Origin of the sequence: Seohaeicola saemankumensis (assembly GCF_021021435.1) — a bacterium.
Lineage (GTDB): Bacteria > Pseudomonadota > Alphaproteobacteria > Rhodobacterales > Rhodobacteraceae > Seohaeicola.
The window spans coordinates 236,535-260,591 of sequence record NZ_JAINWI010000004.1; the positions used below are offsets into that span (position 1 = coordinate 236,535).

Genomic DNA, 24,057 nt, shown 5'->3' on the forward strand with positions numbered 1-24,057 from the left:
CTATTATAGCGCGTCCCCGCAGGCGTCAAACTGTGCTGCCGCAACCGTGAAGCCCGTGACCTAGATCAACGTGCCTCCAGAAAGCACTGAATTCTGTCGGCAACGTCATCCGCGCGCAGCGCACGCTGGAAAACCTCGATGAAGCCTTCTTGTGGAAAAACCAGATAGCTCATGGTCGAGTGGTCGACGAGATAGTAGTCCTCGTCGCCCACCGCCGGCTCCTGCTTTTGATAGAACGTCCGGTATGCGCGACTTGCAGCACGCACCTGTTCCGGTGTGCCTGTCAGACCCAGCATCCTTTCGTGCAGGTTGGCGGTAAAGTCATTGACGACCTCGGGGGTATCACGCTCGGGGTCGACCGAGATAAAGACCGGTTTTACCATCAAGCCGCGCTCTTCCAGAATGTCGATCGCTTCGGCATTGCGTGCCGTGTCCAGCGGACAGACATCGGGGCAAAATGTATACCCGAAATAGATCAGACTCGGCTGGTCGATCACATCGGCATCTGTCACCGTTGCCCCTGTCTCGTCGATCAGTGTGAACGGACCGCCAATCTGCGACGCTCCGCCCGCTATCGCGGTCGAGCGGCATTGGGCGTATTTGTCGGGTGTCCCTGCAAATTGTGTATAGGCGAAAATCCCACCTGTTATGGCCAACACAAATACGGCGGCTGCAATAGCATAGACACGAAGCATGGCATTCTCCTTTTTCCGGACAGGACTGGCTTTTCATCCGGTCGAGGCTCATATTTACGACTTGGGCCGGACATGCAACGGGACGAAGGCGCGCAGATGACCGATATGGAACTTGGCGTTCTCAAGGGCCGCGAGCGCGGGAACTGGGTGCGCCTGCGCACAATTATCCTTTTGCGCTGGGGCGCGGTCTGCGGGCAGCTCATTGCGCTGTTTGTAGCGCAGCAAGCTTACAGCCTGCAAATCCAGATGGGTTTGTGCCTTTTGGTGGTCAGCGTGTCCGTGATGGGCAACCTGATCGCCATGTTCATTTTCCCCGAAAATAAGCGCCTGTCCGAGACAGAAAATTTGCTTATGGTCCTGTTTGATCTGCTGCAACTTTCTCTGTTGTTGTATCTGACCGGCGGCCTGCATAACCCGTTTTACATCCTGATCCTTGGACCGGTCACGGTGTCGGCGTTGGTTCTGACCCTGCGATCCACGGTTTTTTTGGGTATCACAGCGATCCTTGCCGTAACCCTGCTGGCAGAGTTCCATCTACCCTTGCTGACAGAGCAGGGTTTTTTGCTGCGCGTCCCTGACATCTTTGTGTTCGGAAACTGGGTTGCGATCACAATTGCGGTCGTTTTCCTCAGCATCTATTCGCGGCGTGTGACACAGGAAATGCATTCGATGTCGGATGCTTTGCAGGCAACGCAGATGGCTTTGGCGCGCGAGCAGAAGCTGACCGATCTGGGTGGTGTGGTGGCCGCAGCGGCGCATGAACTGGGAACGCCTCTGGCGACGATCAAACTGACCAGTGCCGAGTTGATCGAAGAGCTGAACGCGTTTCCCGAACTTCAGGATGATGCCAAGTTGATCCGTGATCAGGCCAATCGCTGCCGCGATATCCTGCAATCCATGGGTCGCGCAGGCAAGGATGACTTGATGCTGCGTCAAGCCCCCTTGGGCACTGTGATCCGTGAGGCTGCGGCGCCTCATCTTAACCGTGGCAAGGAGATACATTTCAAGGATGGTCAAAGCGTCGAAGACGGCCAGAACCAGCCACTTGTACTACGTCGGCCTGATCTTGTGCACGGGCTCAGGAACCTGCTGCAAAACGGTGTCGATTTTGCCCGCGCGAATGTCTGGGTCGAGACGACTTGGGACGATGATACCGTTTCGGTTCGGATCATGGATGATGGTTTGGGATATCCTTCAAATATCATGGGGCGGATCGGAGATCCGTTCATGCGCTTGCGACGGAGCGGTCAGGATCGTGCCCAGCGCCCCGGATACGAGGGTATGGGCCTTGGACTGTTTATCGCCAAGACTTTGCTGGAACGGTCCGGTGCCGAGTTGAGTTTTGCGAACGGGCGCGATCCCTATCTTGCCACCACAGAGCAACCGCAGAAATGCGGCGCTATTGTCGAGGTGGTCTGGCCACGCGCCAAGATCGACGCACAGAATGCTGCGAATTCCGTGCCGATGCGAAAAAACAAACGCTTGGAAATTTGAGACTGCGCCGCTTGCCGGTGGCCATCGACATGATCACGCCTGCTCCGCGATTATCGTTAACCGGTCTTTAACAGTTTCGCCTTCAAGCTGCCTCGCGCGCTGTTTTCGGGGGATATGCAATGGGCCTGTTGGACCAGCCACAGAATGTAATGGCTGTTGTTGCTGGATTGTTGTCAGGCGTTCTGCTGTTGGCGCTTCTGGTCACGGTGGACTGGCGCAGGCAGAAGGTATCGCCTGACAAACCAACCGAACACTGGCCCGCCGACGCCGCGTGCAACATCGCCTTTCTTTTCAAGGACCGCGTCCTGATTGAAATGACCGACGGCGCTTCCGAGGTTTTTGAAGATACCAGCGACACTGAAACACCCGATGGTGTTGGTCTGGATGACTGGGATCGCGTCAGGAACGCCCTCTCGCAAAGGTTTGCCGCGCTACCTGAATCCCCGTTGTGGCAGGATGGCAGCGGACAGGTCAATTTGCCCGCACATCATCCCGATGATGGTGCGCTGCTGGTGCTGGACTGGTGGGACAACCACGCAAGACTGTCGTTGATAGAACCCGCACCAGAATCGTTCATTCCCGAAAAGGATGAGGCAGGATGGTTGCGGCAAGCCGTGACGGGCGCGCCCTATCCGATCTGGCAATCCGACTACAGCGGTAAGGTGCAATGGGCCAACACAGCCTATAAGGCCCTTGTCGAGCGTTTCTCGGGCGGACTGCCAGAGGGATCGTCAGACAAGCCATTGTTCGATCCGCCATTCGAAACGGAAAATGCCACCTCATCCTGCAGGGTCTCCATTACACCTGACGGATCGGTTCAGCCCTACTGGTTCGATATTCGTTCGATACGACTTGAATCGGGCTGGATGAACTATGCGACAGACGTAAATGCTGTCGTTAATGCCGAGATAGCACAGCGCAACTTTGTGCAAACGCTCACAAAGACCTTCGCTCAACTATCCATCGGGCTGGCGATTTTCGATCGTAAACGCCAGTTGGCCCTGTTCAACCCGGCATTGATCGACCTGACCTACCTCAGTGCCGAATTCCTTAGCTCGCGGCCCAATCTGCTGTCCTTTTTCGACCAGTTGCGCGACCGGCGGATGATGCCTGAACCCAAGAACTACAGGTCCTGGCGCGACCAGATTACCGATCTGGTGGCGGCGGCTGATAATGACCAGTACAGCGAGACATGGACCCTCCCCTCTGGTCTGACATATCGGATCAGTGGCAGGCCCCATCCCGACGGCGCGGTGGCGTTTCTGTTCGAGGATATCAGCGCAGAGATTTCACTGACCCGGCGGTTCCGCTCGAATCTGGAATTAGCGCAATCCGCACTTAACACGCTTGAACAATCGATCGCGGTCTTTTCGTCATCGGGCGTTCTGGCTTTCTCGAATACAGCCTACTGCACCATGTGGGGCTTGGACGCGGAGGCCGGATTTGCCGATATCTCGGTCATGGATGCCTCGCGACACTGGCAAGCCGCCAGCAAGCCTACTCCGGTTTGGGGTGACTTGCGTGATTTTGTCGTCCAGTTCGGCGAGCGGACAAGTTGGGATGCCGATGTATTGTTACGGGACGGGCGCACCATCACATGTCAGGTGACACCGATGGCGGGCGGCGCAACGCTGGTTCTGTTCGCGCCGAAAGACCAGTGTCCGGTGCCCGTATTGGACGCCGTTTTGCACAGTTCCGCATAGCCATTTGCAGTATCGCTCTTGCAGGCGATTCTGGTCGGGTTAGTCTGGGCCAATGTCGCAGCACCTTCTCAAGTTCACCCTGACCTCACCTGACCAGACCGCCGCTCTTGCCGCGCGGCTTGGGATGCTTTTGCATGACGGTGATACACTGCTGCTGGAGGGGCCGATCGGCGCTGGAAAAACGCATTTCGCGCGCAGCCTGATCCAGTCGCGCATGGAGGTGGTTGAGGATGTGCCCTCCCCGACTTTCACGCTTGTGCAGACCTATGACCTGCCCGACACAGAGATCTGGCATGCCGACCTTTATCGTCTTTCAGGTCCGCAAGAGGTTGGCGAGCTTGGCCTGTCGGACGCGTTCGACACCGCAATCTGCCTTGTCGAATGGCCGGATCGTCTGGGCGCGCTGAAACCGGCGAAGGCGCTGACCTTGACGCTGTCGCAAGGCGAAACCAATGACATGCGCGAGTTGATATTGACTTGGGATGCGCCGTCATGGGACGCCCGCCTGAAAGGACTATCACATGACTGATCGCTCTACTCTTGCTGATCAATTCATTGCGCGAACCGATTGGTCAGGGTCTGTCCGTAAACCACTTGCGGGGGATGCCTCGAACCGGCGGTATGAGCGGTTACATCTGCAGGGGCAAAGCGCCGTCCTGATGGATGCGCCTCGTGAAAAAGGCGAGGATATCAGGCCTTTCGTCCATATTGCGCGGTTTCTATGTGATCTGGGTCTCAGCGCGCCCCGCATTCTGGCAGAGGATGATGTGCACGGGTTTCTGCTTCTGGAAGATCTTGGCGACGACCTTTTTGCTCGCGTGATCTCGCGTGATCCTGCTTTGGAATACCCGCTTTACGAAGCAGCGACCGATGCGCTGGTGCACCTGCACCGCGCGCCCCCGCCTCAGGGTCTGGCTGCCTATGATCCTGTTGTGATGCTGGAAATGGCCGCCCTTGCGTGGAAGTGGTATCTTGCGGGGTCAAAGCCTGCGGATGGTGCATCCGAACAAGCCTTTCGCGCGGCCTTCGGTCCGGTTTTACACCAACATGCCAGTGAGACCTCGGTTCTCATCCAACGCGACTATCATGCCGAAAACCTGATCTGGTTGCCGGACAGGATAGGACCAGCCCGCGTTGGCCTGCTGGATTTTCAGGATGCGATGGCGGGTCACCCCGCCTACGATCTGGTGTCCGTTCTTCAAGACGCCCGCCGCGATGTGCCGTCCGAGGTCGAAGCTGCCATGATTGGGCGCTATGTCGCGGCAACGGGGCAGGATGAGCCAATATTCCGCGCCGCTTATGCGGTCTTGGGTGTGCAGCGCAATCTACGTATTCTTGGTGTATTCGGCAGGCTTTGCATCATGGGTGGCAAACCCCATTACATCGACCTTATCCCGCGGGTCTGGGGCCTATTGCTGCGGGATCTGGAACATCCCGCGCTTTTATCTGTCGCGGACCTGATCCGTGACGCGCTTCCTGCACCCAGCGACGACATCCTGAAAGGTCTCAAGGACAGATGTGCGACGATCCCCATGCCGTAATGCTGTTTGCCGCCGGTTTCGGCACCCGTATGGGTGCCCTGACCGCAGACAGGCCCAAACCTTTGATCCGCGTTGCGGGGCGGCCATTGATTGATCATGCTTTGGACTTGGTGACCGATGCAGGTCTGCCGCAAAAAGTGGCTAATCTTCACTACAAGGCGGAGATGCTGGTTGCACATCTGGACGGCAAGGGCGTGCAGACATCGATCGAGGAACCGGACATACTGGAAACCGGCGGCGGTCTTCGCCATGCGCTACCCTTACTTGGCAGCCGACCAGTGTTTACCATGAACACGGATGCTGTCTGGGATGGGCCAAATCCACTGACCTTGGCAAAGAACGTATGGAACCCGCAAGAGATGGACGGCCTTCTGGTTTGTATCCGGCCCGACAAAGCCGTGGGGCATACAGGAAAGGGTGATTTTCTGCTGGCTGACGACGGTCGCTTGACCCGCGGACGGGGCTTGATCTATGGCGGCGTGCAAATCATCAAGACTGACGGGCTGGGGTCGATTGCACAGTCAGCATTCTCTTTGAATATCCTGTGGGACCGGATGTTGGAGAAGAGGCGCCTTTTCGGGCTGTGCTATCCGGGAAGATGGTGCGACGTCGGGCGACCGGAAGGTATCACCTTGGCCGAGCAGATGATCGGATACCCGCATGTTTGACCCTAAAGACAAGGTTCGCCTTTTCGGCTTGCCGCCGGGCGCCGATTTTCCCTTGGCCGTGGTCGAGGGCTTTAGAGCCAGAATGTCCGGAAAGCCGCCGGAGGCGTTGGCGCAGGTCCAGTTGATCGTCAACACGCGGCGCATGGCAAGGCGCATCCGCGATCTGTTTGATCGAGGCCCTGCATGTCTATTACCGCGTATCCAGCTTGTCACCGATCTGGGGGACTATGCCGAGCTTTCGCGGATTCCGCCTGCCGTTTCACCCCTGCGGCGCAGGCTGGAAATCTCGCAGCTTGTCTCGCGGCTTCTGGATAGTCAGCCGGACCTAGCGCCCCGCGCCTCGCTTTACGATCTGTCTGACAGTCTGGCGCAGTTGCTTGATGAAATGCAGGGTGAAGGGGTCAGCCCTGACATAATTCGCAATCTGGATGTGACGGATCAGTCCGGACACTGGGCACGCGCACAGCAGTTTCTGGGCATCGTGCAACAGTTTTTCGACGGCGACAGCAACGCGCCCGATCGTGAATCTCGGCAAAGACGCGTGATTGAAACCCTGATCGCCGGTTGGAAAAACAGACCGCCCGAGCATCCTGTCATACTTGCCGGATCGACCGGGTCGCGCCGCACGACGAGGTTGCTCATGTCCGCTGTGGCACATCTGCCGCAGGGCGCAATCGTGTTGCCAGGTTTCGATTTCGACATGCCCGAAAAGGCGTGGTCCGACCTGAACAGCGCTCTGATTGCCGAGGATCATCCGCAATACAGGTTTCGCCTGCTGACGCAGGAGATGGGGGTTGCGCCGTCCGGAGTCCGCCTTTGGTCGGACACGGCAGCACCAAGCCCTCCGCGCAATGCTTTTATGTCGCTGGCGCTGCGGCCTGCACCTGTCACCGATCAATGGCTGTCGGAAGGCCCGAAGCTGCGCGATATCCCTGATGCCGTGGCAGATGTCACTCTGGTCGAGGCACCTTCGCTGCGCGCCGAAGCAATGGCGATCGCCATGCGGCTGAGGCAGGCCGCGGAGGAGGGGGTAACAGCAGCCCTGATTACGCCAGACCGGATGTTGTCGAGACAGGTGACGGCAGCGCTGGATCGCTGGAATATCCTTCCCGATGACAGTGCAGGCACGCCCTTGAACTTGTCGCCTCCAGGTCGGTTTTTGCGCCATGTTGCGGCTCTGTTCCAGCATAAACTGACCGCCGAGGCGCTAATTACGCTCTTGAACCATCCGCTGGCGCATTCAGGGTCTGATCGCGGTCATCACCTGTTGCTCAGCCGCGAGCTGGAATTGTATATGCGCCGGAAAGGGCCGCCGTTCCCCGATGCCGCAAGCCTTAAGGATTGGGCAAAGTCGCGCAAGCAACAGGATGCAACAGAGTGGGTCGACTGGATCATATCCTGTTTCGTCGACAGATGCAGTTCTGGCGACCAGCCGCTATCCGACAGGTTAGCCGCCCATCTGGACCTTGCAGGACGGATCGCACAGGGTGTGACCGGCGAAGGGCAGGGCAAGCTGTGGCTGGAAAAGGCGGGCCGGGAAGCGCGACGCGTCATAGATATGTTGGAACGTGAAGCTGGATTTGGCGGCGTCATGGACGCGACGGATTATGCCGATCTGTTCACCTCGATCCTGTCAGGTGCCGAAGTGCGCGACCGTGACGCGCCGCATCCCGACATATTGATCTGGGGCACATTGGAAGCTCGCGTTCAGGGCGCGGATCTTGTGATTCTCGGCGGGCTGAATGAGGGAAGCTGGCCTGAGATGCCAAGCCCCGACCCCTGGCTGAACCGCAAGATGCGCCACGATGCGGGCCTTCTTCTGCCAGAACGGCGGATCGGTCTTTCAGCCCATGATTTCCAACAGGCCATCGCAGCACCCGAGGTTTGGTTGACGCGGTCGATCCGGTCCGACGACGCACAGACCGTGCCGTCCCGCTGGCTGAGCCGTGCGTTGAACCTGCTGGAAGGTTTACCCGATCAAGGCGGGCCGGACGCTGTGAGACGCATGCGCGCAAAGGGTGCCGAATGGATCAGAAAAACCGAGCTTCTGGAAACCCCCGTCCGGCAAGAGCCTGTATCGCGGCCCTCCCCACGCCCGCCCGTTGATCTGCGCCCCAAGCAACTATCAGTGACCGAGATCAAGCGGCTGATCCGTGATCCCTATGCAATCTATGCGCGGCATGTCCTGAAACTGCGGCCACTGGACAGCCTGATGCAGGCACCTGACGCCTTACTGCGCGGGATCGTAACGCATGATATTCTGGAGGCCTTTATCAAAGGGCTGCATGATGATCCCAACGGCCTGACCGAAGAAGTGTTGATGACGCTGGCAGATGCTGTGCTTGCTCGTTGCGTGCCCTGGCCTGAAATGCGCGTTCTATGGAAAGCGCGACTGTCACGTGCCGCGGGTTGGTTTGTGGCCACAGAAAAAGACCGCCGTGCACAGGCGCTTCCGGAAGCTTTTGAACGGAAGGGGGCGGCTCGTCTTGAAGACCTCGGCTTTACCCTGACCGTCAAGGCAGACCGCATCGACCGCGACGCAGATGGTGCCTTGCATATCTATGACTATAAAACCGGTCGCCTACCGACCAAGGACGAGCAGACATTCTTTGAAAAGCAGTTGCTGCTGGAAGCCGCGATGGCTGAACGTGGTGCATTCGAGGGGATTGATCCCGCACCAGTCGCAAAAGCCGCGTATATCGGGGTTGGAAGCGCCCGCAAAGAACAACCCGCCCCGCTAGAGGACGAACCGCCCGAAAAAGTCTGGCAGGAATTCTCGGCGCTGATCCGCGCCTATTCGGATCAGAGTCGCGGATACACCTCGCGGCGCGCCATGTTCAAAGAAGGCGAGGCAGGCGATTACGACCAGCTTGCCCGCTTTGGCGAATGGGATGCAACGCAAGATCCCATACCGGAGGATCTGGTATGAGGCGGGATGACGCAACAGAACGGCAGGTTCAGGCTGCCCGTCCTGACAGTTCGACATGGCTGTCGGCAAATGCAGGGTCTGGCAAAACCCGCGTGCTCACAGACAGGGTGGCGCGATTGCTTCTGTCAGGGGTGGAACCACAGCATATCCTGTGCCTGACCTATACCAAAGCCGCCGCAAGCGAGATGCAGAACCGCCTGTTCAAGCGGCTGGGAAGCTGGGCGATGTTGCCGGATACAGAATTGCGGGCGGCGCTTCAGGATCTCGGCATAGAGGGTGCGGTTGCGTTTAACGATCTGCGGCAGGCGCGAACCCTGTTCGCGCGGGCCATCGAAACACCGGGCGGACTGAAGATTCAAACGATCCACTCGTTCTGCGCCTCGGTGCTGCGGCGCTTTCCGTTGGAGGCAGGCGTCACGCCCCAGTTCACCGAGATGGAAGATCAGACTGCCAAGCGGTTGCGGGCTGAGATCGTGCAGGACATGGCCGATGGTCAACAAGCCGATCTGGTCGAAGCCATGGCGCATGTCTATTCTGGGCAGGATTTCGACGATCTGACGCGGGGCATTGCCGCCCAGCGCACGGCCTTTCCGCCGGACGTCACGCGCGACACAATACTGGAATGGTTCGATCTTCCGGCAGGCTTCCAGAAGTCGGATCTTATGGGGCAAGTGTTCAATCGTGACGAGCCGGAGATATTGCGCCAGATTGTTCCCGCACTTCTGGATAGCGGTACAAATGACAACAAGGCGGGTGTTCGCCTTGCCGCTTTGAGAGGTACAGACATTTCCGAACTGCCCGAGCTGGAAAGCATCTTTCTGACCGGTCCCTCCGCAAAAGAGCCATTTAGCGCCAAGATAGGGTCTTTCCCTACTAAATCATGCCGCGAGTCCCTGTCCGAGATCATGCCAGCCCTGGATGCGTGGATGGAACGGGTTGAACAAGCGCGGGAAATGCGGATTGCCTTGGATGCCGCTGAAAAAACCTTGGCTCTGCACCGCTTTGCCCGCGCCTTTCTTCCGGCTTACGAGCGTCAGAAACTGCTGCGCGGATGGCTGGATTTTGACGATCTGATCGTGAAGGCCCGTGATTTGCTGACAGATCCAGCAGTAGCGTCCTGGGTCTTGTACCGGCTGGATGGCGGTATCGACCACATTCTGGTGGACGAGGCGCAAGATACCAGCCCTGTTCAATGGCAAGTCATCGAGCGTCTGGCGCAAGAGTTCACCAGCGGTGCGGGTGCGCGCGCCGATGTCGCCCGCACGATCTTTGTCGTCGGTGACAAGAAACAGTCGATCTATTCTTTTCAAGGCGCTGATCCACGGGAATTCGATAGAATGCAGGCGGAATTTGCCCAGCGCCTTGGGAATACCAATCAACCGCTTTCCGCGATGGAATTGGAGTTTTCCTTTCGCTCGGCCGATGCGATCTTGCGATTGGTGGATCAGACATTCCGCGGTCGCGAAGTTTCGGGCTTTGCTGCGGACTCTCTTCACAGGGCCTTCAAAGCCGACATGCCGGGTCGTGTCGATCTTTGGCCAGCGATCGAGAAACCCGACAATCCCGACAAAGGGGCGTGGCATGATCCGGTTGATCAGCGCGGAGAGCGTGATCACATGGTGCTTCTGGCAGAGCGCATCGCGCGCGAGATCCGCCGGATGATGGATCAAGGTCAGATGATCCCTGTCGAGATAGGCAATACCGGCACTTACAAAATGCGGCCCATCCGCGAGGGCGACATCATGATACTGGTGCAGCGACGCTCGTCGTTGTTTCATGAGGTCATCCGCGCCTGCAAGGAAAACGGGCTTGAGGTCGCGGGCGCAGATCGTCTGAAGGTTGGCGCTGAGCTTGCCGTGCGCGACCTGGCCGCCTTGCTGTCGTTTCTGGCAACACCCGAGGATGATCTTTCACTGGCGGTAGCGCTGAAATCGCCGCTGTTCGGATGGGGCGAACAACAGCTTTTCACGCTGGCACAGGGCCGAAAAGGGTATCTATGGGAGGCGCTGCGCCGTCAAACAGATCAGCATTCGGCGACGCTGGCGATTCTTGACGACCTGAGAAATCAAACCGACTTTCTACGCCCCTACGATCTGATCGAACGCGTCCTGACACGCCATGACGGGCGGCGCAAACTGTTGGGGCGGCTGGGGCAAGAGGCGGAAGACGGGATAGACGCCTTTTTGGCGCAGGCGCTGGCTTATGAGCGCGGCAATATCCCCAGTCTGACAGGGTTTCTTGTCTGGATGCAGACCGACGATCTGGAAATCAAACGCCAGATGGATAGTGCAGGGAACCGGATTCGCGTGATGACAGTTCATGGTGCCAAAGGGTTGGAGGCCCCTTTGGTGATCCTTCCTGATTCAGGTCGGCGGGACAACACGATCCGCGACATGATGGTGCTTCACAATGGCAATGCTCTGTGGAAAGCAGCTAGCGATTCAGCGCCCGGCCCCCTGCTTGCCGCGCAGGAGAAACAGAAGGCGGCGCAAGAGGCGGAAAGAGACCGTTTGCTTTATGTCGCGATGACGCGCGCGGAAAAGTGGCTGGTCGTTGCGGCCGGAGGCGATCTTGGCAAGGATGGCAATAGCTGGTTCCACCGCGTGGAAAGCGCGATGCAGGCGACAGGTGCGGTCACCCATGATTTCGGGTTCGGCGCTGGCATGCGGTTGGATAGTGGCGACTGGTTTTTGCCTGAAAGCCAGCAGGAGGCCGAGGAAAAGCCGGTTCCTGCTACGCTTGAGGTGTTCTTTCAGTATGCGTCCCCGAATGCAGCGGCTAAAGCCGGAACGCTAAGCCCCTCGGATCTGGGAGGGGACAAGGCATTGCCCGGCGAAGGTGGTCTGACCGAAGACGCCGCCAAAGAGCGTGGGCATCAGATCCATCTGCTGCTGGAAATATTGCCCGCAATAAACCCTGCTGACTGGGATGATCTTGCGTCCCAGATCCTAGTGGCAGGAGAAGAGCCCGCCCTGCCCGAAGACATCCCATTATTGGTAGAAGAAGCCAGAAAAGTGCTGTCTGCGCCGCATCTCGACTGGCTTTTCACCTCTGATTCCCTGACCGAAGTGCCCGTTTCTGCCAGCATCGAGGCGCTTGGCGGACGACGCATCAGTGGGGTGATCGACAGGTTGATTATTTCCGATCAGCGGGTTCTTGCAATCGACTTCAAGACAAACGCCGTTGTTCCGCATTCGCCTGCGTCCTGCCCCGAAGGTATCCTGCGCCAGATGGGTGCTTATGCAGCTGCGTTGACGCAGATTTTTCCAGAAAGGGAGATCGAGACCGCGATAGTGTGGACCAGCACGACCTCTTTGATGAAACTGCCCCCCGAACTTGTGATGCAGGCGCTGCAGCGCAGCACCATCCCTTGACGCTGACGCGCTGCGTCCATAGGTTTGCGGCCAACCATTCCTACAGGAGAAAGCCAATGGCGACTGTTGCTGTAACAGACGAGACCTTCGACGCCGAAGTCAAAAATTCCGATATCCCCGTTGTGGTAGATTTCTGGGCCGAATGGTGCGGCCCCTGCAAACAGATCGGACCCGCTCTGGAGGAGCTGTCAGCCGAGTTTGAAGGCCGCGTAAAGATTGCAAAAGTGGATGTGGACAGCAATCCCAATGCCGCCGCTGCGATGGGTGTGCGCGGTATTCCTGCGCTGTTTATCTTCAAGGACGGTCAGGTTGTGTCGAACCGCGCCGGAGCGGCGCCAAAAGCCGCGCTGCAAAGCTGGATCGAAGGCTCGATCTGACAGGATCGCTGCCGACTGGAACAGGGCGCCCTTTGCGGCGCCCTTTTTTGTGTGGATCAGACGGGCCAGCCCGACCGTTTCAGCGCCGCACGGATTTGTGTTTCTGCTTCAGGGCGTCCGGCATTGATCGCCATTTTTTGCCAGAACCACCATAAATAGGCTGCATGATCCGGCCGTATTTCGTGAACCGCGCGGAACGCCTCTTCAATGCCCAGTGTCCGCACATTTGCCGCAACATGGTGAAAGTCGCTGCGCGCGAAAAGGACAAAGGGTTTTGCGAAGAAAAGCCCGTTGAAGGCAACAGATGAATTCTGCGTTACGATATAATCGCAGGCGGGCAGAAGACTGTCCATCGCGCCTGTTTTGATACCAAGGCGCGGGTTTTCGTCGACCAGATCATAGACCGCCTGACGTTCGGCATCGGTATAGCTTTCGCCCGGATGAAATGTGGTGATCACCCGCCGGTCAGGGTCATGATCCATCACAGACCTGAGCATCTCGATCGGCGAGGCTGTCTGAAACGATCTTTGCTGAAGAAGCCTTCCCTGCAGCGGCACATACACAAATCCGTCGCGCGTGACCTCTGCCACCTCAGGAAACAGCCGCTTGCGCCAGAATGTATGGAAGCGTCGCGCCTCGATCGGATCAACTTGGGCGGGGTCGAACTCTGTTCTTGCAACATGCCAATCCCAACGCTCTGTCGTGGGTTCGATCTGCCAGAACGGATAGTGATAGACGCGCCGCATCGTCAATGCGCGGCCATGCGTCGGCTGATCCATGTGAAACAGGGCATAGCCGGATCGCAGGGCAGAGGACAGGCGCGCTGCGCTTGAATTGGCGCGATACTCAGCGGTAAGCCCTGCCTCAACCAGAACAGACACGACTTTGCCGATAAAATTATGCGTCCCTGCCATGGCGCTTTTGCGCAGGCTTTCATCCAGATAGAAAGTGACGGTCCGGTCGATCATGATCTGCTGACGGTAAAAGAGCACCGATCACAGAGCAAGCACCGCTCTTGTGCCTTGCGGCCTCAGGTTACATATAGCGGGCAGGAACAGGAGACCTCAATGGCAGACAAGGACTTTCCCGGCTGGCACGGCACGACAATCATCGGCGTCAAGAAAGACGGCGAAGTGGTGATTGCAGGTGACGGACAGGTCAGCCTTGGGCAGACAGTCATCAAGGGCACAGCGCGCAAGGTTCGGCGGTTGTCACCCGGTGGGTTTGACGTTGTTGCGGGGTTTGCCGGATCAACGGCGGATGCCTTCACTCTGCTGGAGCGGCTGGAAGCGAAACTGGAGGCGACTCCCGGACAACTGGCGCGCGCTTCGGTCGAACTGGCCAAGGATTGGCGCACAGACAAATATCTCCAGAAGCTGGAAGCGATGCTGATCGTGAGCGACGGTGCTGACATCTATGTGATCACCGGCGCAGGCGATGTTCTGGAGCCCGAGCATAATGTCACCGCCATCGGATCAGGCGGGAACTATGCCCTGGCCGCCGCCCGCGCCCTGATGGATAGCGACCTGAGCGCGGAAGACATTGCGCGCAAGGCGATGGCGATTGCCTCGGACATTTGCGTTTACACGAATGGAAATCTGACGGTTGAGAAGATCCGGAAGTAGTCCCGTTCACCGGAAGGAATATCATGACAGACCTTACCCCCCGCGAGATCGTGTCCGAGCTGGACCGGTTCATCATCGGCCAGAAAGATGCAAAACGCGCTGTCGCCGTGGCATTGCGGAACCGCTGGCGGCGCAAGCAGCTTGGCGATGATCTGCGCGACGAGGTTTATCCCAAGAATATCCTGATGATCGGGCCCACTGGTGTCGGCAAAACCGAGATCAGCCGCCGCCTGGCCAAACTGGCCCGCGCGCCCTTCCTCAAGGTCGAAGCGACGAAATTCACCGAAGTGGGCTATGTCGGGCGCGACGTGGAACAGATCATTCGCGATCTGGTGGATATCTCGATCGCGATGACCCGCGAGCATATGCGTGAGGATGTGAAATCCAAGGCGCATCAAGCCGCAGAGGAAAGGGTGATCACCGCAATTGCCGGCGAGGATGCGCGCGAAGGTACCCGCGAGATGTTCCGCAAGAAGCTGAAAGCGGGCGAGCTGGATGACACAATCATCGAACTGGACGTGGCTGATACGTCAAGCCCCTTTCCCACCATGGATATTCCCGGACAGCCGGGTAGCCAGATGGGGATGATGAATCTGGGCGACCTGTTCGGGAAAGCATTTGGCGGCCGCAAGCAACGCAAGAAACTGCGGGTTGCAGAAAGCTATGACATTCTGATTGGCGAAGAGGCCGATAAGCTGCTGGATGACGAGACCGTAAATCGCAGTGCGATTGAAGCGGTCGAGCAGAACGGTATCGTCTTTCTGGACGAGATCGACAAAGTCTGCGCCCGTTCGGACGCGCGTGGTGCAGATGTCAGCCGGGAAGGTGTGCAGCGCGACCTTCTGCCCCTGATCGAAGGTACGACGGTCAGCACCAAATACGGCCCGGTGAAAACGGACCATGTCCTCTTCATCGCCTCTGGCGCATTCCACATCGCCAAACCTTCGGACCTGTTGCCCGAATTGCAGGGCCGTCTGCCGATCCGGGTCGAATTGCGCGCCCTTACCGAGGGTGACTTCGTCCGTATCCTGACGGAAACCGAAAACGCCCTGACACTGCAATATTCCGCCCTGATGGCGACGGAAGAGGTGACAGTCACCTTCACCGATGAAGGGATCGCCGCGCTGGCAAAAATCGCGGCCGAGGTGAACCACACCGTCGAAAACATCGGCGCCCGGCGGCTATATACGGTGATGGAGCGGGTATTCGAAGAGCTGTCCTTCACCGCCCCCGACAAGGCTGGCCAAAGCGTCACCGTGGACGCCGCCTTCGTGGATGCAAACCTTGGCGAATTGATGCGTTCTGCTGATATCAGTCGCTACATGCTCTAGCTTTGATGACGAAGCAACGCTAAACCTGACCCTGTAAAACGCGGGGTGGTTTTCATGCGTTGGCTTTTGGTCTTGTCCGTTTTCGTGACGCTGTCCGCGTGCGCCGACAGGGGCTTTGTCCCTTTGACGCCACAGGCGGCAGCGATCGGCACGCCGCATGCCATCTATGTCGCGACGCATCGTAAAGCCGACGAGGTCGGGTGGTACAGCGGCGAACGCGCCAGCGACCTCAGCTATACAAAACTGCAAGTGGTCATCCCGCCCGCACATGTGCCGGGACGTATCACCTATGGCTACACTGCCCCCAATCCCCGCACTGATTTCACGGTCGCTACCAAGCAGGACTACGCCACCGCAGCGCCCTTCCAGGCGGATATCAAAGCCACCCTCGCCGCCTTACCACCAGACCAGCGCGAGGTTCTTCTTTACGTCCACGGCTATAACAACAGCTTTTTCGACGGCGTATTCCGCGCGGCACAGATGAAGCACGACTACGACCTGCCCGGCGTCGCGCTACATTTCTCATGGCCCAGCGCCGCCAACCCTTTGGGATATACCTATGACCGCGACAGCGTCCTTTTTGCGCGGGACGGGCTGGAAAAGGTGCTGCGCGACCTCGCTGCATCCGGTGCCAACAGGATTGTCCTTGTCGGCCATTCACTGGGTACGATGCTTGTGATGGAAAGCCTGCGCCAGATCGAAATCCGCACTCCGGAATGGAGCAAACAGGCACTCGCCGGGGTCGTTCTGGTCTCGCCGGATCTGGATGTCGATCTGTTCAAGACGCAGGCTGACCGTATAGCCGCGCTTCCCGAACCCTTCGCGATTTTTGTCTCCCGCCACGACAGGGCGCTGATGCTATCCGCGCGGATCAATGGCGATGCCGAACGGCTGGGCACGCTGACCGATCCATCCCGTCTGGCAGAATACCCGGTCAGCATCATTGATGTCAGCAGCTTCGCAGACGGGGATGGGGCACGTCACTTCACCTTGGGATCGTCCCCGTTGCTGATCCGTCTGCTCAGCCAGAGCGATGATCTGAACTCGGCCTTTCAGCGCGACACTGCCGGACAGACCGGCCTGTTGCCCGGAACGGTTCTGACAGTGCGCAATGCCACGCAGTTGATCCTATCACCCGCTCTCGTCCTGCAATACGATCAACGCCCCGGTTAACGGTGACGCCGCAAATAGACGTAATAGGCCCCGGCACCACCATGCGACACATGCGCTTCGGTGATCTGCAGCACTGCCTGCGCCAGCGGGGGCATCGACAACCAGTTCGGAACCTGATGCTTCAGAATACCCCGCGGCACAGGGATCGGTCCGCCTTCGTCCCGGTCACGGCCCTTGCCGGTGATCACGAGCACAAGCCGTTTGCCGCTGGCCTGAGCGCGCAGGATGAACGACGTCAATGTAGGATGGGCGCGGTCGATGGTCATCCCATGCAGGTCGATGCGAGCCTCGGGCACAAGCTTGCCGCGCTTCATGCGACCAAATGCTTTGCTATCCATGCTGACGGGTGCCGATCGCAGCCTGTCTATCAGATTTGGCTTTAAATCATGCGGCGCCGCGGATGTCCGCGCTGCCTGCCCGATGGCGAATTCCGGCAAGCGCGGCTTGGCTGTTTTATGTGGTTTTGGCTTGGGTCTTGGGGTCAGATCATCAGCGCGCGGGAGTTCGGGGTGAATCCTGTCGGTCGTCGCGGCGATCTGCCGCCAAAGTTCGACTTCGTCTGGCCGAAGGCGACGCCGGGTCATTCGGGCCCGTCCACCGTCGCAAGCGCATAAGCCCGCTGGATTGGCATCAACACCACCATCCGTCCGGGGTCTTTCAACTGTCCCGCTTCCCGACCCGCCGCATCGCCTGTGCCAAAGAATATATCGGCCCGTTGCGCGCCCTTGATCGCGGATCCTGTATCCTGCGCGATCATCAGGCGGCGCATCGGGTTGGCGCCATCTTTCTCGATCCATACAGGAGCGCCCAAGGGGGTAAATGCAGGGTCTACAGCAATCGTGCGCATATCCGTAACGGAGCGGTTCATTGCACCCAAAGGGCCTTTGTCCGCTGGAACATGGCTGACTTCGCGGAAGAACACGAAAGACGGGTTATGGCGCAAAAGCTCCAACCCTTCTTCGGCATTCCGGCGCACCCAGTTCTTGATGACCTCGGCAGAGACCTGATGCGGCTGGAAAGTGCCGCGTCTGACAAGCTCTGCCCCGACCGAGCGGTAGGTATGTCCGTTCGCACCGGCATAGCCGACGCGTATATTTCGCCCGTTGGGCAGTTTTACACGGCCCGAGCCTTGAATTTGCAGAAAAAACAGCTCGACTGGGTCATCAACCCAAGCAATTTCCAACCCGCGACCCTTCATCAGTTCACTGGTTTCTATCTCGGCGCGTGACAGCCAGACCGACGCGTCCCTCGCCTCGGGTGGCATGCGGTAGATCGGAAACCGGTAACGCGCGCTAGGCGTCAGCGAGCCGGTCAGTTCGGGTTCAAAATAGCCGGTGAAAAGACCCGGTGCATCGTCTTCGATCAGAACCGGCCTGAAGAATAGCTCGAAAAAAGACGCGGCATTTGAATGAAGCCGCGCTTCTGCCTGCGCAACGGCGCAAAGGCTGGACCAGTCGGGGTCTTTCATGTCGGCGCAGGTGTTCAGAAATGCACGAAGGGCTGCGGCATGATCATCCGCAGCCCAGCCGTCCAACTGGCTGAAATCAAGGACCGTATAGGTTGGTTCAGACTGTGCGGTAGAAGCCGTCATTGTCAGCCAACCTATGGCCAGAGCTTTCAGCGTACGGATCATTCGCCCGTGGCGACAAGCTGCCAGTTCGGATCATCCGTGCCCAGAACGCGGGCAAAGGTCCAGATGTCCTTCTGACGCTTGATCTCGTTCGGTTTGCCTTCAACGATCTCGCCATTGCTATCGCGCACGACCGATGTCAATTCGCCCACAAACTTGACCGACACTTCGGCAAGATTGCTGTCCTTGTCGAAAGTAGCATGGCTCAGGGTCATTTCACGGATGCCGATAAACTCGGCCTCGATGCTCAGGCCCTGTTGTTCGCGCACGGCAACAACTTCGGCGAAGGTATCGTAAACATCATCAGCGAGGAATGGCTTGATACTGTCCATATCGCCGCGCTCGAAACCCATCAGGATCATTTCGTAGGCGTAGCGCGCGCCCTGCAGAAACTCAGCCACATTGAACGAGGGCTCTACGCGCTTCATCGCTGCCAGAGTTTTTGCGGCTTCGCTGTCGGGTTCGACATTGTCGATAATATCATGATCCGGCCCGCCTTCGATCACCTCGAAGCCACGCTTGCGCGCAGGCTCGGGCGCGTCGCGGGGAACTGCAGGCTTTTCGAAGCCTTCGCGTGTGCCCAAGACGTTCCTAAGGCGCAAGATCAAGAAAACAGCGATGCCGGCCAGAACCAGAAGCTGAAGTATGGGCGAATTCATTTTAACCTCTCGAGGGGTCAGGCATGGAAAGGAGATAACTTGGTCCTTATGTAGGGGCTGGGATAGGCCAAGTCCACCATGGCCGAGAATGAAAGGAAGATGCAGATGTGGCTTTTCGTTGCATTTGTCGCAATACCGATCCTCGAGATCGCCCTTTTTATACAATTGGGCGGTTTGATCGGCTTGTGGCCAACCTTGGGTATCGTGGTTCTGACGGCCATTATCGGGACTTTTCTTGTCAAGACACAGGGCCGTCTGGCCCTGATGAACCTGCAACGGTCCTTTTCCGAACTGAACGATCCGACGGAGCCGTTGGCCCATGGCGCAATGGTTCTGATTGCAGGCGTGCTTCTGCTGACACCGGGGTTTTTCACTGACGCCATGGGCTTTGCCCTGCTGGTTCCTGCAATCCGGACAGCCGTTTTCCGTTTTCTGAAGGCAAGGGTGAAGGTGGCGCGGTTCGAGATGGGTCGAAACGAACCTTTCCAATCGCCGGACAGGGACCCGTTCCGGTCGCGCGGTCAATCGTCGCATAGGCCCGACATCATTGATGGAGAGTTTCAGGAGGTTGATCCCGGGAAACGTCCAACCCATCGTCCTTCCGGTTGGACCAGGCATTGAGGCTGGACCAAGCGCCTGATAGACAGCCTCACAATATTTAATTCATCCGGAGACTTCCCATGGCCGAGAATGGCGTAGCCGACACATCCGCTCAACCTGCAGCGCAAGCTCCGCAGATGAAAATGAGCATCCTGAGCCAGTTCATCAAGGATATGTCCTTTGAGAATGTGCTGGCGCAAAAAGGCGTCAGCGGCGAGGTTCAGCCAGACGTCAAAGTACAAGTGAATCTGGATGCGAAGAAGCGCACCACAGAGCACCAGTATGAAGTGACTTTGAAGCTTGTCGTTGACAGCTCGGTCAAGGACAGCACTTCGAAACTGTTTCTGCTGGAGCTGGAATATGCTGGGGTATTCCATATCGAAGGCGTGCCGACCGAGCAGATGCATCCTTTCCTGCTGATCGAATGCCCCCGTATGCTATTCCCGTTTGTGCGACGTATCGTGTCCGACGTGACACGTGACGGTGGCTTCCCGCCGCTTAACATGGATATAATTGATTTCGTTCAGCTTTACCGGAGCGAACTGTCGCGCCGTCAGGCAGAGCAGGCACCGACCCCGAACGCCTAAATTTCTGAAACTATCCTAGTTTCTTCCACAATGCGCCGTCGCCCATCGCTTCAATAAAAGCGTCATGGGCGGCGGCTTCTTCTTGCGTGATGCGTGCAGGCAAGGGCGAGGGTCGCGGCTTTGCACGCCACTGCTTATTGGTTGTGACACTGACATCCGACGATGACGCCGTGGACAGAGCGAAATCGGGCTGCCGCCCACCGATCAGTTCAAGATAGACCTCTGCAAGGATCTGGCTGTCCAGCAAGGCACCGTGCAGCGTACGCGCTGTTTCGATCCCGAAACGACGGCACAAAGCATCAAGGGATGCGGGCGATCCGGGAAACTTCTTGCGCGCGATCATCAGCGTATCAATGGCCTGATCCATCGGAAGCAACGGAAGCTTTATCCAGCCCAATTCTGCATTCAGGAACTTCATATCAAATGCGGCGTTGTGAATGACAAGTTTCGCGTTGCCCACAAAGTTCAGAAACTTGGGCCCGATTTCTGCAAATAGCGGCTTGTCGCGCAGGAAATCGTCGCCCAAGCCGTGCACTTCGAACGCGGCTTGCGGCATCGTGCGTTGCGGGTTGATATATTCGTGGAATGTGCGCCCCGTGGGCATGTGGTTGAAAAGCTCGACCGCACCAATTTCTACGATCCGGTCACCTTCTGCGGGCTCGAAGCCTGTTGTTTCGGTATCCAGAACGATCTCACGCATGGGTCATCCGCTTTCTGATATCGGCCAGAACAGATTTGACCTGTTCGGCACCGTGATCAATTGTATCCGTGACAATAACGTAGTCGGCACGGGCACGCTTGTCAGCATCAGGCATCTGTTTTGCGAGGATTGTGTTGAACTGCTCTTCTGTCATCGTTCCGCGCGCCATCACCCGCGCTTTTTGGGTTTCAACATCAATGGACACGCAGACAGTTGCGTCAACGCGTGCCTCACCTCCCGTTTCGAAAAGTAAGGGAATATCCAGCACGATAATGTCGGATTCTGTGCTCGCTATGAAGTCTGCGCGATCCTTGGCCACCAGCGGATGCACGATTTTCTCGATTTTCATCAAAGCTTGCGGGTTTTGCCCAATGATGGATTTCAGCACATTGCGCGATATTGCACCGTCTATGACTGCATCAGGAAATATCGCTGCGAGCGGTGCAACGGCTGCCCCGCCCGCAGTATAAAGCCGGTGCACAGCCGCATCCGCATCCCAGACCGCGCAACCCTGCTCGGCGAACTGTCGGGCGGTCGTGGATTTGCCCATCCCGATCGAGCCGGTCAATCCGATCACAAAGGTCATTTCAAGACAGCCGCCCGTGTTTCCGTGTCAACCGGAGGTCTTTGCCCGAACCAACGCTCAAATCCCGGAACAGCCTGATGCAGAAGCATGCCAAGTCCATCAACGGTCTGGCAGCCCATCTCATGCGCCACGCGCAGCAGGCGCGTCTGCAGCGGTGCATAGACAAGATCGGTCACCAATGCGTTCTTCTGCAACCCGTCGAGCGGCACCCGCAATTCCGGCTTTCCCATCATGCCAAGCGATGTGGTGTTTACAACGGTTGCGGCATCCTCAAGCATATTGCCTGCCTGCACCCAGTCTACCACCTTCAACCGGTGGCCAAAGTCGTGTTGCAGCCCTTCGGCCCTGATGCGGGTCCGGTTGGAAATCAGGATCTCGGGCACGCCGACATCAAGTAGTGATGCGATTACGGCCCGTGCAGCACCTCCTGCGCCCAAGACTGCGGCGGGACCGGCAGACGGATTCCAAGAGGGAGCATTCTGACGCAGATTTTCGATAAATCCGTAGCCATCAGTGTTATCAGCATGGATCTTGCCATCCTTGCGAAAGATAAGCGTATTCGCGGCACCGATCAGTGTCGCACGATCCGTGACAAGATCCGCCAATTCCAGCGCAGCAACCTTATGGGGAACGGTGACATTGACCCCTACAAAACCGGCTTTCGGCAGGGCTTGCAGAACGTCTGCAAGACTGTCGGGGCTTACATCCATAGGAATATAAAAACCAGATAGTCCGAGCGTCTTGAGCCAGTGACCATGCAAGGCCGGCGATTTGGAATGCGCAATTGGCGAACCGATGACACCCGCCAAAGGAATTCTGGGCAGTGGAGCGCTATCAGTTGTCATGCCTCTATATCCCCCCTCAATGACAAATAAGACAAAAGGTCTAACAAGGGCAGACCAAGAACGGTAAAATAGTCTCCGTCAACACGCGAGAACAGGCGCACGCCTTCTTTTTCAAGCTTGTAGGACCCGACAGCGTCCCCGATATCCGGCCAGTTCCTGTCCAGATAACCGTCCAGCCAGCTTTCACTGAAATCCCGCACAAACAGACGGACCTGACCGATATGGCGCCAGATCGGCTTTCCTGCTTCGCAGATCACTACTGCAGAGAGCAAGTTGTGCCGTGTCCCTCTCAACTGAATCAGTTGCGCGCGCGCCTCGTCACGCGAGCGGGGTTTGTTCAGCACTTTACCTTGCAGATCCAGCACCTGATCGCATCCTATGACCAAAGCTTCTGGGTGTTTCTCGCTGATGCGAAGGGATTTCATCTCGGCCAAAGCATCGGCGAGATCGCGTGAGCTTGAACCCTCCGCAAGCATGGCGTCGCGCAGCATTTCTTCATCTACGCGTGGGTTCCGAACCTCGAAAACCAGCCCTGCTTGGGTCAGAAGCTGTGCACGGATTGAAGAGCCAGATGCAAGGATGATCGGTTGCGGCATGTGAATAACCCAGTGGAGCGGTGCAAGGAGTTGTTAGGGATGATTACTGCGAAATTAACCCATCAGGTGCAAGGTGTCGTTGGCCGAGGGATAAGTCGTTTCCTCCAGCGTTTTTCTCAACATGTGTAAAGGATGAAAAGCACGCTGTGGACGTTTTCGACCATCAAAGAAGTATCGGCCATTTTCTCCACAGAAACACTTTGAGGATCTAAGATATAAGTTATTGATAGTATTATATTATATATCAAAAAGCTTCACGTTGCACAAGATATCAAGGTTTTATCTACAGGTCTTGCCTATGGCTTGTCGTTCCGGTGTAAACACGTAATCCACAGGCAGAATGGCACACTACATAAACATCATCCTTTTCTCTTATATATTTATTTTTTAAGAGGGTTCAGCGATCAAGGGGATCACATGACCGATTTTCTGGCTTTGGCATATCCATGGATCAAAGCGTTCCATATCATGGCTGTTATCACGTGGATGGCTGGGCTGTTCTATCTGCCGCGGCTCTTCGTCTACCATGCTGAACAATCCAAACCTGGTGACAGCCGCGATCAGGTGTTCACGGTAATGGAGTACAAGCTTTACCGCTTCATTATGAACCCTTCGATCATAGTGGTCTGGCTGTTCGGTCTGGCGCTTGTGATGACGCCGGGGATCGTTGACTGGTCTTTCGTCTGGCCTTGGACCAAGGCGGTTTCTGTTCTGGGAATGACTTGGTTTCATATGTGGCTGGGTCGGCATCGCAAGGCTTTTGCATCTGGTCGCAATACGCTGTCAGGTCGCAATTACCGGATGATGAACGAAGTCCCGACGATTTTGATGTTCTTGATCGTGATCTCTGTGGTGGTCAAATTCTGATCTGAATTGACTCGACGAATGATTTTAACTACGGGTCTGACAAGCCATCCGTCCGGATGGAGGTTTCCATCTCAGAA

Annotated in this window: 23 protein-coding genes; 14 read left to right on the top strand and 9 right to left on the bottom strand. The window is 57.3% G+C overall.

Going from position 1 to position 24,057, the window contains the following annotated elements; all coding sequences use genetic code 11:
* Window positions 1–65: 65 nt before the first annotated feature.
* Window positions 66–695 carry an SCO family protein gene (locus K7H22_RS03025; protein ID WP_230799247.1) on the bottom strand — a complete coding sequence of 210 codons (630 nt, stop codon included), beginning with the start codon at window positions 693–695 and terminating at the stop codon, window positions 66–68.
* A 96-nt stretch (window positions 696–791) separates the two neighbouring features.
* On the opposite strand from K7H22_RS03025, the gene regB reads away from it, so the two are divergent.
* The 8 genes from regB (at window position 792) to trxA (ending at window position 12,781) form a co-directional block, all read left to right on the top strand.
* The gene (regB, locus tag K7H22_RS03030) at window positions 792–2,189 is read left to right on the top strand and encodes a sensor histidine kinase RegB (protein ID WP_230799248.1); all 1,398 of its coding nucleotides are present in this window, start codon (window positions 792–794) and stop codon (window positions 2,187–2,189) included.
* A gap of 119 nt (window positions 2,190–2,308) precedes the next feature.
* The gene (locus tag K7H22_RS03035) at window positions 2,309–3,892 is read left to right on the top strand and encodes a PAS-domain containing protein (RefSeq protein WP_230799249.1); all 1,584 of its coding nucleotides are present in this window, start codon (window positions 2,309–2,311) and stop codon (window positions 3,890–3,892) included.
* Between the two features lie 52 nt (window positions 3,893–3,944).
* Window positions 3,945–4,421: a tRNA (adenosine(37)-N6)-threonylcarbamoyltransferase complex ATPase subunit type 1 TsaE gene (tsaE, locus tag K7H22_RS03040; RefSeq protein ID WP_230799250.1), complete on the top strand. Its 477-nt coding sequence runs from the start codon at window positions 3,945–3,947 to the stop codon at window positions 4,419–4,421.
* Window positions 4,414–5,433 carry an aminoglycoside phosphotransferase family protein gene (locus tag K7H22_RS03045; RefSeq protein WP_230799251.1) on the top strand — a complete coding sequence of 340 codons (1,020 nt, stop codon included), beginning with the start codon at window positions 4,414–4,416 and terminating at the stop codon, window positions 5,431–5,433. Before tsaE ends, K7H22_RS03045 begins: the two co-directional genes overlap by 8 nt.
* Complete coding sequence (locus tag K7H22_RS03050) at window positions 5,409–6,101, top strand: nucleotidyltransferase family protein (protein WP_230799252.1); 693 nt, start codon at window positions 5,409–5,411, stop codon at window positions 6,099–6,101. The genes K7H22_RS03045 and K7H22_RS03050 overlap by 25 nt, the downstream gene beginning before the upstream one ends.
* Window positions 6,094–9,030 (top strand): double-strand break repair protein AddB, encoded by a 2,937-nt coding sequence (addB, locus tag K7H22_RS03055; RefSeq protein ID WP_230799253.1) that lies wholly within the window; start codon window positions 6,094–6,096, stop codon window positions 9,028–9,030. The genes K7H22_RS03050 and addB overlap by 8 nt, the downstream gene beginning before the upstream one ends.
* The gene (gene addA / locus K7H22_RS03060) at window positions 9,027–12,404 is read left to right on the top strand and encodes a double-strand break repair helicase AddA (protein WP_230799254.1); all 3,378 of its coding nucleotides are present in this window, start codon (window positions 9,027–9,029) and stop codon (window positions 12,402–12,404) included. Before addB ends, addA begins: the two co-directional genes overlap by 4 nt.
* 56 nt (window positions 12,405–12,460) lie before the next feature.
* Window positions 12,461–12,781 carry a thioredoxin gene (trxA, locus tag K7H22_RS03065; RefSeq protein ID WP_230799255.1) on the top strand — a complete coding sequence of 107 codons (321 nt, stop codon included), beginning with the start codon at window positions 12,461–12,463 and terminating at the stop codon, window positions 12,779–12,781.
* Between the two features lie 56 nt (window positions 12,782–12,837).
* On the opposite strand, the gene K7H22_RS03070 is transcribed toward trxA, so the two are convergent.
* Window positions 12,838–13,749: a hypothetical protein gene (locus K7H22_RS03070; RefSeq protein ID WP_230799256.1), complete on the bottom strand. Its 912-nt coding sequence runs from the start codon at window positions 13,747–13,749 to the stop codon at window positions 12,838–12,840.
* A 99-nt stretch (window positions 13,750–13,848) separates the two neighbouring features.
* On the opposite strand from K7H22_RS03070, the gene hslV reads away from it, so the two are divergent.
* Genes hslV through K7H22_RS03085 form a run of 3 tightly spaced genes read left to right on the top strand, consistent with a single transcriptional unit; the run spans window position 13,849 to window position 16,910 of the window.
* The gene (hslV, locus tag K7H22_RS03075; RefSeq protein WP_230799257.1) at window positions 13,849–14,406 is read left to right on the top strand and encodes an ATP-dependent protease subunit HslV; all 558 of its coding nucleotides are present in this window, start codon (window positions 13,849–13,851) and stop codon (window positions 14,404–14,406) included.
* A gap of 23 nt (window positions 14,407–14,429) precedes the next feature.
* Window positions 14,430–15,737: an ATP-dependent protease ATPase subunit HslU gene (gene hslU / locus K7H22_RS03080; RefSeq protein ID WP_230799258.1), complete on the top strand. Its 1,308-nt coding sequence runs from the start codon at window positions 14,430–14,432 to the stop codon at window positions 15,735–15,737.
* A 54-nt stretch (window positions 15,738–15,791) separates the two neighbouring features.
* Window positions 15,792–16,910, top strand: a complete 1,119-nt coding sequence (locus K7H22_RS03085) for an alpha/beta hydrolase (RefSeq protein WP_230799259.1) — start codon at window positions 15,792–15,794, stop codon at window positions 16,908–16,910.
* Here the strand turns inward: K7H22_RS03085 and K7H22_RS03090 are convergent.
* From K7H22_RS03090 to K7H22_RS03100, 3 genes are read right to left on the bottom strand one after another with little or no spacing between them, the layout of a single operon-like run.
* Window positions 16,907–17,494 (bottom strand): Smr/MutS family protein, encoded by a 588-nt coding sequence (locus K7H22_RS03090; protein WP_230799260.1) that lies wholly within the window; start codon window positions 17,492–17,494, stop codon window positions 16,907–16,909. The two genes, K7H22_RS03085 and K7H22_RS03090, sit on opposite strands and share 4 nt — an antisense overlap.
* The gene (locus tag K7H22_RS03095) at window positions 17,491–18,543 is read right to left on the bottom strand and encodes a murein transglycosylase A (protein WP_230799261.1); all 1,053 of its coding nucleotides are present in this window, start codon (window positions 18,541–18,543) and stop codon (window positions 17,491–17,493) included. The genes K7H22_RS03090 and K7H22_RS03095 overlap by 4 nt, the downstream gene beginning before the upstream one ends.
* Window positions 18,540–19,199: a Tim44/TimA family putative adaptor protein gene (locus K7H22_RS03100; RefSeq protein ID WP_230799262.1), complete on the bottom strand. Its 660-nt coding sequence runs from the start codon at window positions 19,197–19,199 to the stop codon at window positions 18,540–18,542. Before K7H22_RS03100 ends, K7H22_RS03095 begins: the two co-directional genes overlap by 4 nt.
* 105 nt (window positions 19,200–19,304) lie before the next feature.
* Here K7H22_RS03100 and K7H22_RS03105 point away from each other — a divergent pair, with 105 nt between their 5' ends.
* Both K7H22_RS03105 and secB read left to right on the top strand, forming a co-directional pair.
* Window positions 19,305–19,820: an FxsA family protein gene (locus K7H22_RS03105; RefSeq protein WP_230799263.1), complete on the top strand. Its 516-nt coding sequence runs from the start codon at window positions 19,305–19,307 to the stop codon at window positions 19,818–19,820.
* A 59-nt stretch (window positions 19,821–19,879) separates the two neighbouring features.
* Window positions 19,880–20,386: a protein-export chaperone SecB gene (secB, locus tag K7H22_RS03110; RefSeq protein ID WP_230799264.1), complete on the top strand. Its 507-nt coding sequence runs from the start codon at window positions 19,880–19,882 to the stop codon at window positions 20,384–20,386.
* Between the two features lie 10 nt (window positions 20,387–20,396).
* On the opposite strand, the gene dnaQ is transcribed toward secB, so the two are convergent.
* Genes dnaQ through K7H22_RS03130 form a run of 4 tightly spaced genes read right to left on the bottom strand, consistent with a single transcriptional unit; the run spans window position 20,397 to window position 23,113 of the window.
* The gene (gene dnaQ / locus K7H22_RS03115) at window positions 20,397–21,086 is read right to left on the bottom strand and encodes a DNA polymerase III subunit epsilon (protein WP_230799265.1); all 690 of its coding nucleotides are present in this window, start codon (window positions 21,084–21,086) and stop codon (window positions 20,397–20,399) included.
* The gene (coaE, locus tag K7H22_RS03120; RefSeq protein ID WP_230799266.1) at window positions 21,079–21,672 is read right to left on the bottom strand and encodes a dephospho-CoA kinase; all 594 of its coding nucleotides are present in this window, start codon (window positions 21,670–21,672) and stop codon (window positions 21,079–21,081) included. The genes dnaQ and coaE overlap by 8 nt, the downstream gene beginning before the upstream one ends.
* Complete coding sequence (locus K7H22_RS03125) at window positions 21,669–22,517, bottom strand: shikimate dehydrogenase (protein WP_230799267.1); 849 nt, start codon at window positions 22,515–22,517, stop codon at window positions 21,669–21,671. Before K7H22_RS03125 ends, coaE begins: the two co-directional genes overlap by 4 nt.
* The gene (locus tag K7H22_RS03130; protein WP_230799268.1) at window positions 22,514–23,113 is read right to left on the bottom strand and encodes a Maf family protein; all 600 of its coding nucleotides are present in this window, start codon (window positions 23,111–23,113) and stop codon (window positions 22,514–22,516) included. Before K7H22_RS03130 ends, K7H22_RS03125 begins: the two co-directional genes overlap by 4 nt.
* A gap of 417 nt (window positions 23,114–23,530) precedes the next feature.
* Here K7H22_RS03130 and hemJ point away from each other — a divergent pair, with 417 nt between their 5' ends.
* Window positions 23,531–23,980, top strand: coding sequence for a protoporphyrinogen oxidase HemJ (gene hemJ / locus K7H22_RS03135; protein ID WP_230799269.1), 450 nt, complete (start codon window positions 23,531–23,533; stop codon window positions 23,978–23,980).
* Window positions 23,981–24,057: the final 77 nt, after the last annotated feature.

Excerpts from the sequence above, each read along its gene's own strand:
- K7H22_RS03025 (WP_230799247.1), bottom strand. The coding sequence starts at position 695 with ATGCTTCGTGTCTATGCTATTGCAGCCGCCGTATTTGTGTTGGCCATA.
- regB (WP_230799248.1), top strand. The coding sequence starts at position 792 with ATGACCGATATGGAACTTGGCGTTCTCAAGGGCCGCGAGCGCGGGAAC.
- K7H22_RS03035 (WP_230799249.1), top strand. The coding sequence starts at position 2,309 with ATGGGCCTGTTGGACCAGCCACAGAATGTAATGGCTGTTGTTGCTGGA.
- tsaE (WP_230799250.1), top strand. The coding sequence starts at position 3,945 with ATGTCGCAGCACCTTCTCAAGTTCACCCTGACCTCACCTGACCAGACC.
- K7H22_RS03045 (WP_230799251.1), top strand. The coding sequence starts at position 4,414 with ATGACTGATCGCTCTACTCTTGCTGATCAATTCATTGCGCGAACCGAT.
- K7H22_RS03050 (WP_230799252.1), top strand. The coding sequence starts at position 5,409 with ATGTGCGACGATCCCCATGCCGTAATGCTGTTTGCCGCCGGTTTCGGC.
- addB (WP_230799253.1), top strand. The coding sequence starts at position 6,094 with ATGTTTGACCCTAAAGACAAGGTTCGCCTTTTCGGCTTGCCGCCGGGC.
- addA (WP_230799254.1), top strand. The coding sequence starts at position 9,027 with ATGAGGCGGGATGACGCAACAGAACGGCAGGTTCAGGCTGCCCGTCCT.
- trxA (WP_230799255.1), top strand. The coding sequence starts at position 12,461 with ATGGCGACTGTTGCTGTAACAGACGAGACCTTCGACGCCGAAGTCAAA.
- K7H22_RS03070 (WP_230799256.1), bottom strand. The coding sequence starts at position 13,749 with ATGATCGACCGGACCGTCACTTTCTATCTGGATGAAAGCCTGCGCAAA.
- hslV (WP_230799257.1), top strand. The coding sequence starts at position 13,849 with ATGGCAGACAAGGACTTTCCCGGCTGGCACGGCACGACAATCATCGGC.
- hslU (WP_230799258.1), top strand. The coding sequence starts at position 14,430 with ATGACAGACCTTACCCCCCGCGAGATCGTGTCCGAGCTGGACCGGTTC.
- K7H22_RS03085 (WP_230799259.1), top strand. The coding sequence starts at position 15,792 with ATGCGTTGGCTTTTGGTCTTGTCCGTTTTCGTGACGCTGTCCGCGTGC.
- K7H22_RS03090 (WP_230799260.1), bottom strand. The coding sequence starts at position 17,494 with ATGACCCGGCGTCGCCTTCGGCCAGACGAAGTCGAACTTTGGCGGCAG.
- K7H22_RS03095 (WP_230799261.1), bottom strand. The coding sequence starts at position 18,543 with ATGATCCGTACGCTGAAAGCTCTGGCCATAGGTTGGCTGACAATGACG.
- K7H22_RS03100 (WP_230799262.1), bottom strand. The coding sequence starts at position 19,199 with ATGAATTCGCCCATACTTCAGCTTCTGGTTCTGGCCGGCATCGCTGTT.
- K7H22_RS03105 (WP_230799263.1), top strand. The coding sequence starts at position 19,305 with ATGTGGCTTTTCGTTGCATTTGTCGCAATACCGATCCTCGAGATCGCC.
- secB (WP_230799264.1), top strand. The coding sequence starts at position 19,880 with ATGGCCGAGAATGGCGTAGCCGACACATCCGCTCAACCTGCAGCGCAA.
- dnaQ (WP_230799265.1), bottom strand. The coding sequence starts at position 21,086 with ATGCGTGAGATCGTTCTGGATACCGAAACAACAGGCTTCGAGCCCGCA.
- coaE (WP_230799266.1), bottom strand. The coding sequence starts at position 21,672 with ATGACCTTTGTGATCGGATTGACCGGCTCGATCGGGATGGGCAAATCC.
- K7H22_RS03125 (WP_230799267.1), bottom strand. The coding sequence starts at position 22,517 with ATGACAACTGATAGCGCTCCACTGCCCAGAATTCCTTTGGCGGGTGTC.
- K7H22_RS03130 (WP_230799268.1), bottom strand. The coding sequence starts at position 23,113 with ATGCCGCAACCGATCATCCTTGCATCTGGCTCTTCAATCCGTGCACAG.
- hemJ (WP_230799269.1), top strand. The coding sequence starts at position 23,531 with ATGACCGATTTTCTGGCTTTGGCATATCCATGGATCAAAGCGTTCCAT.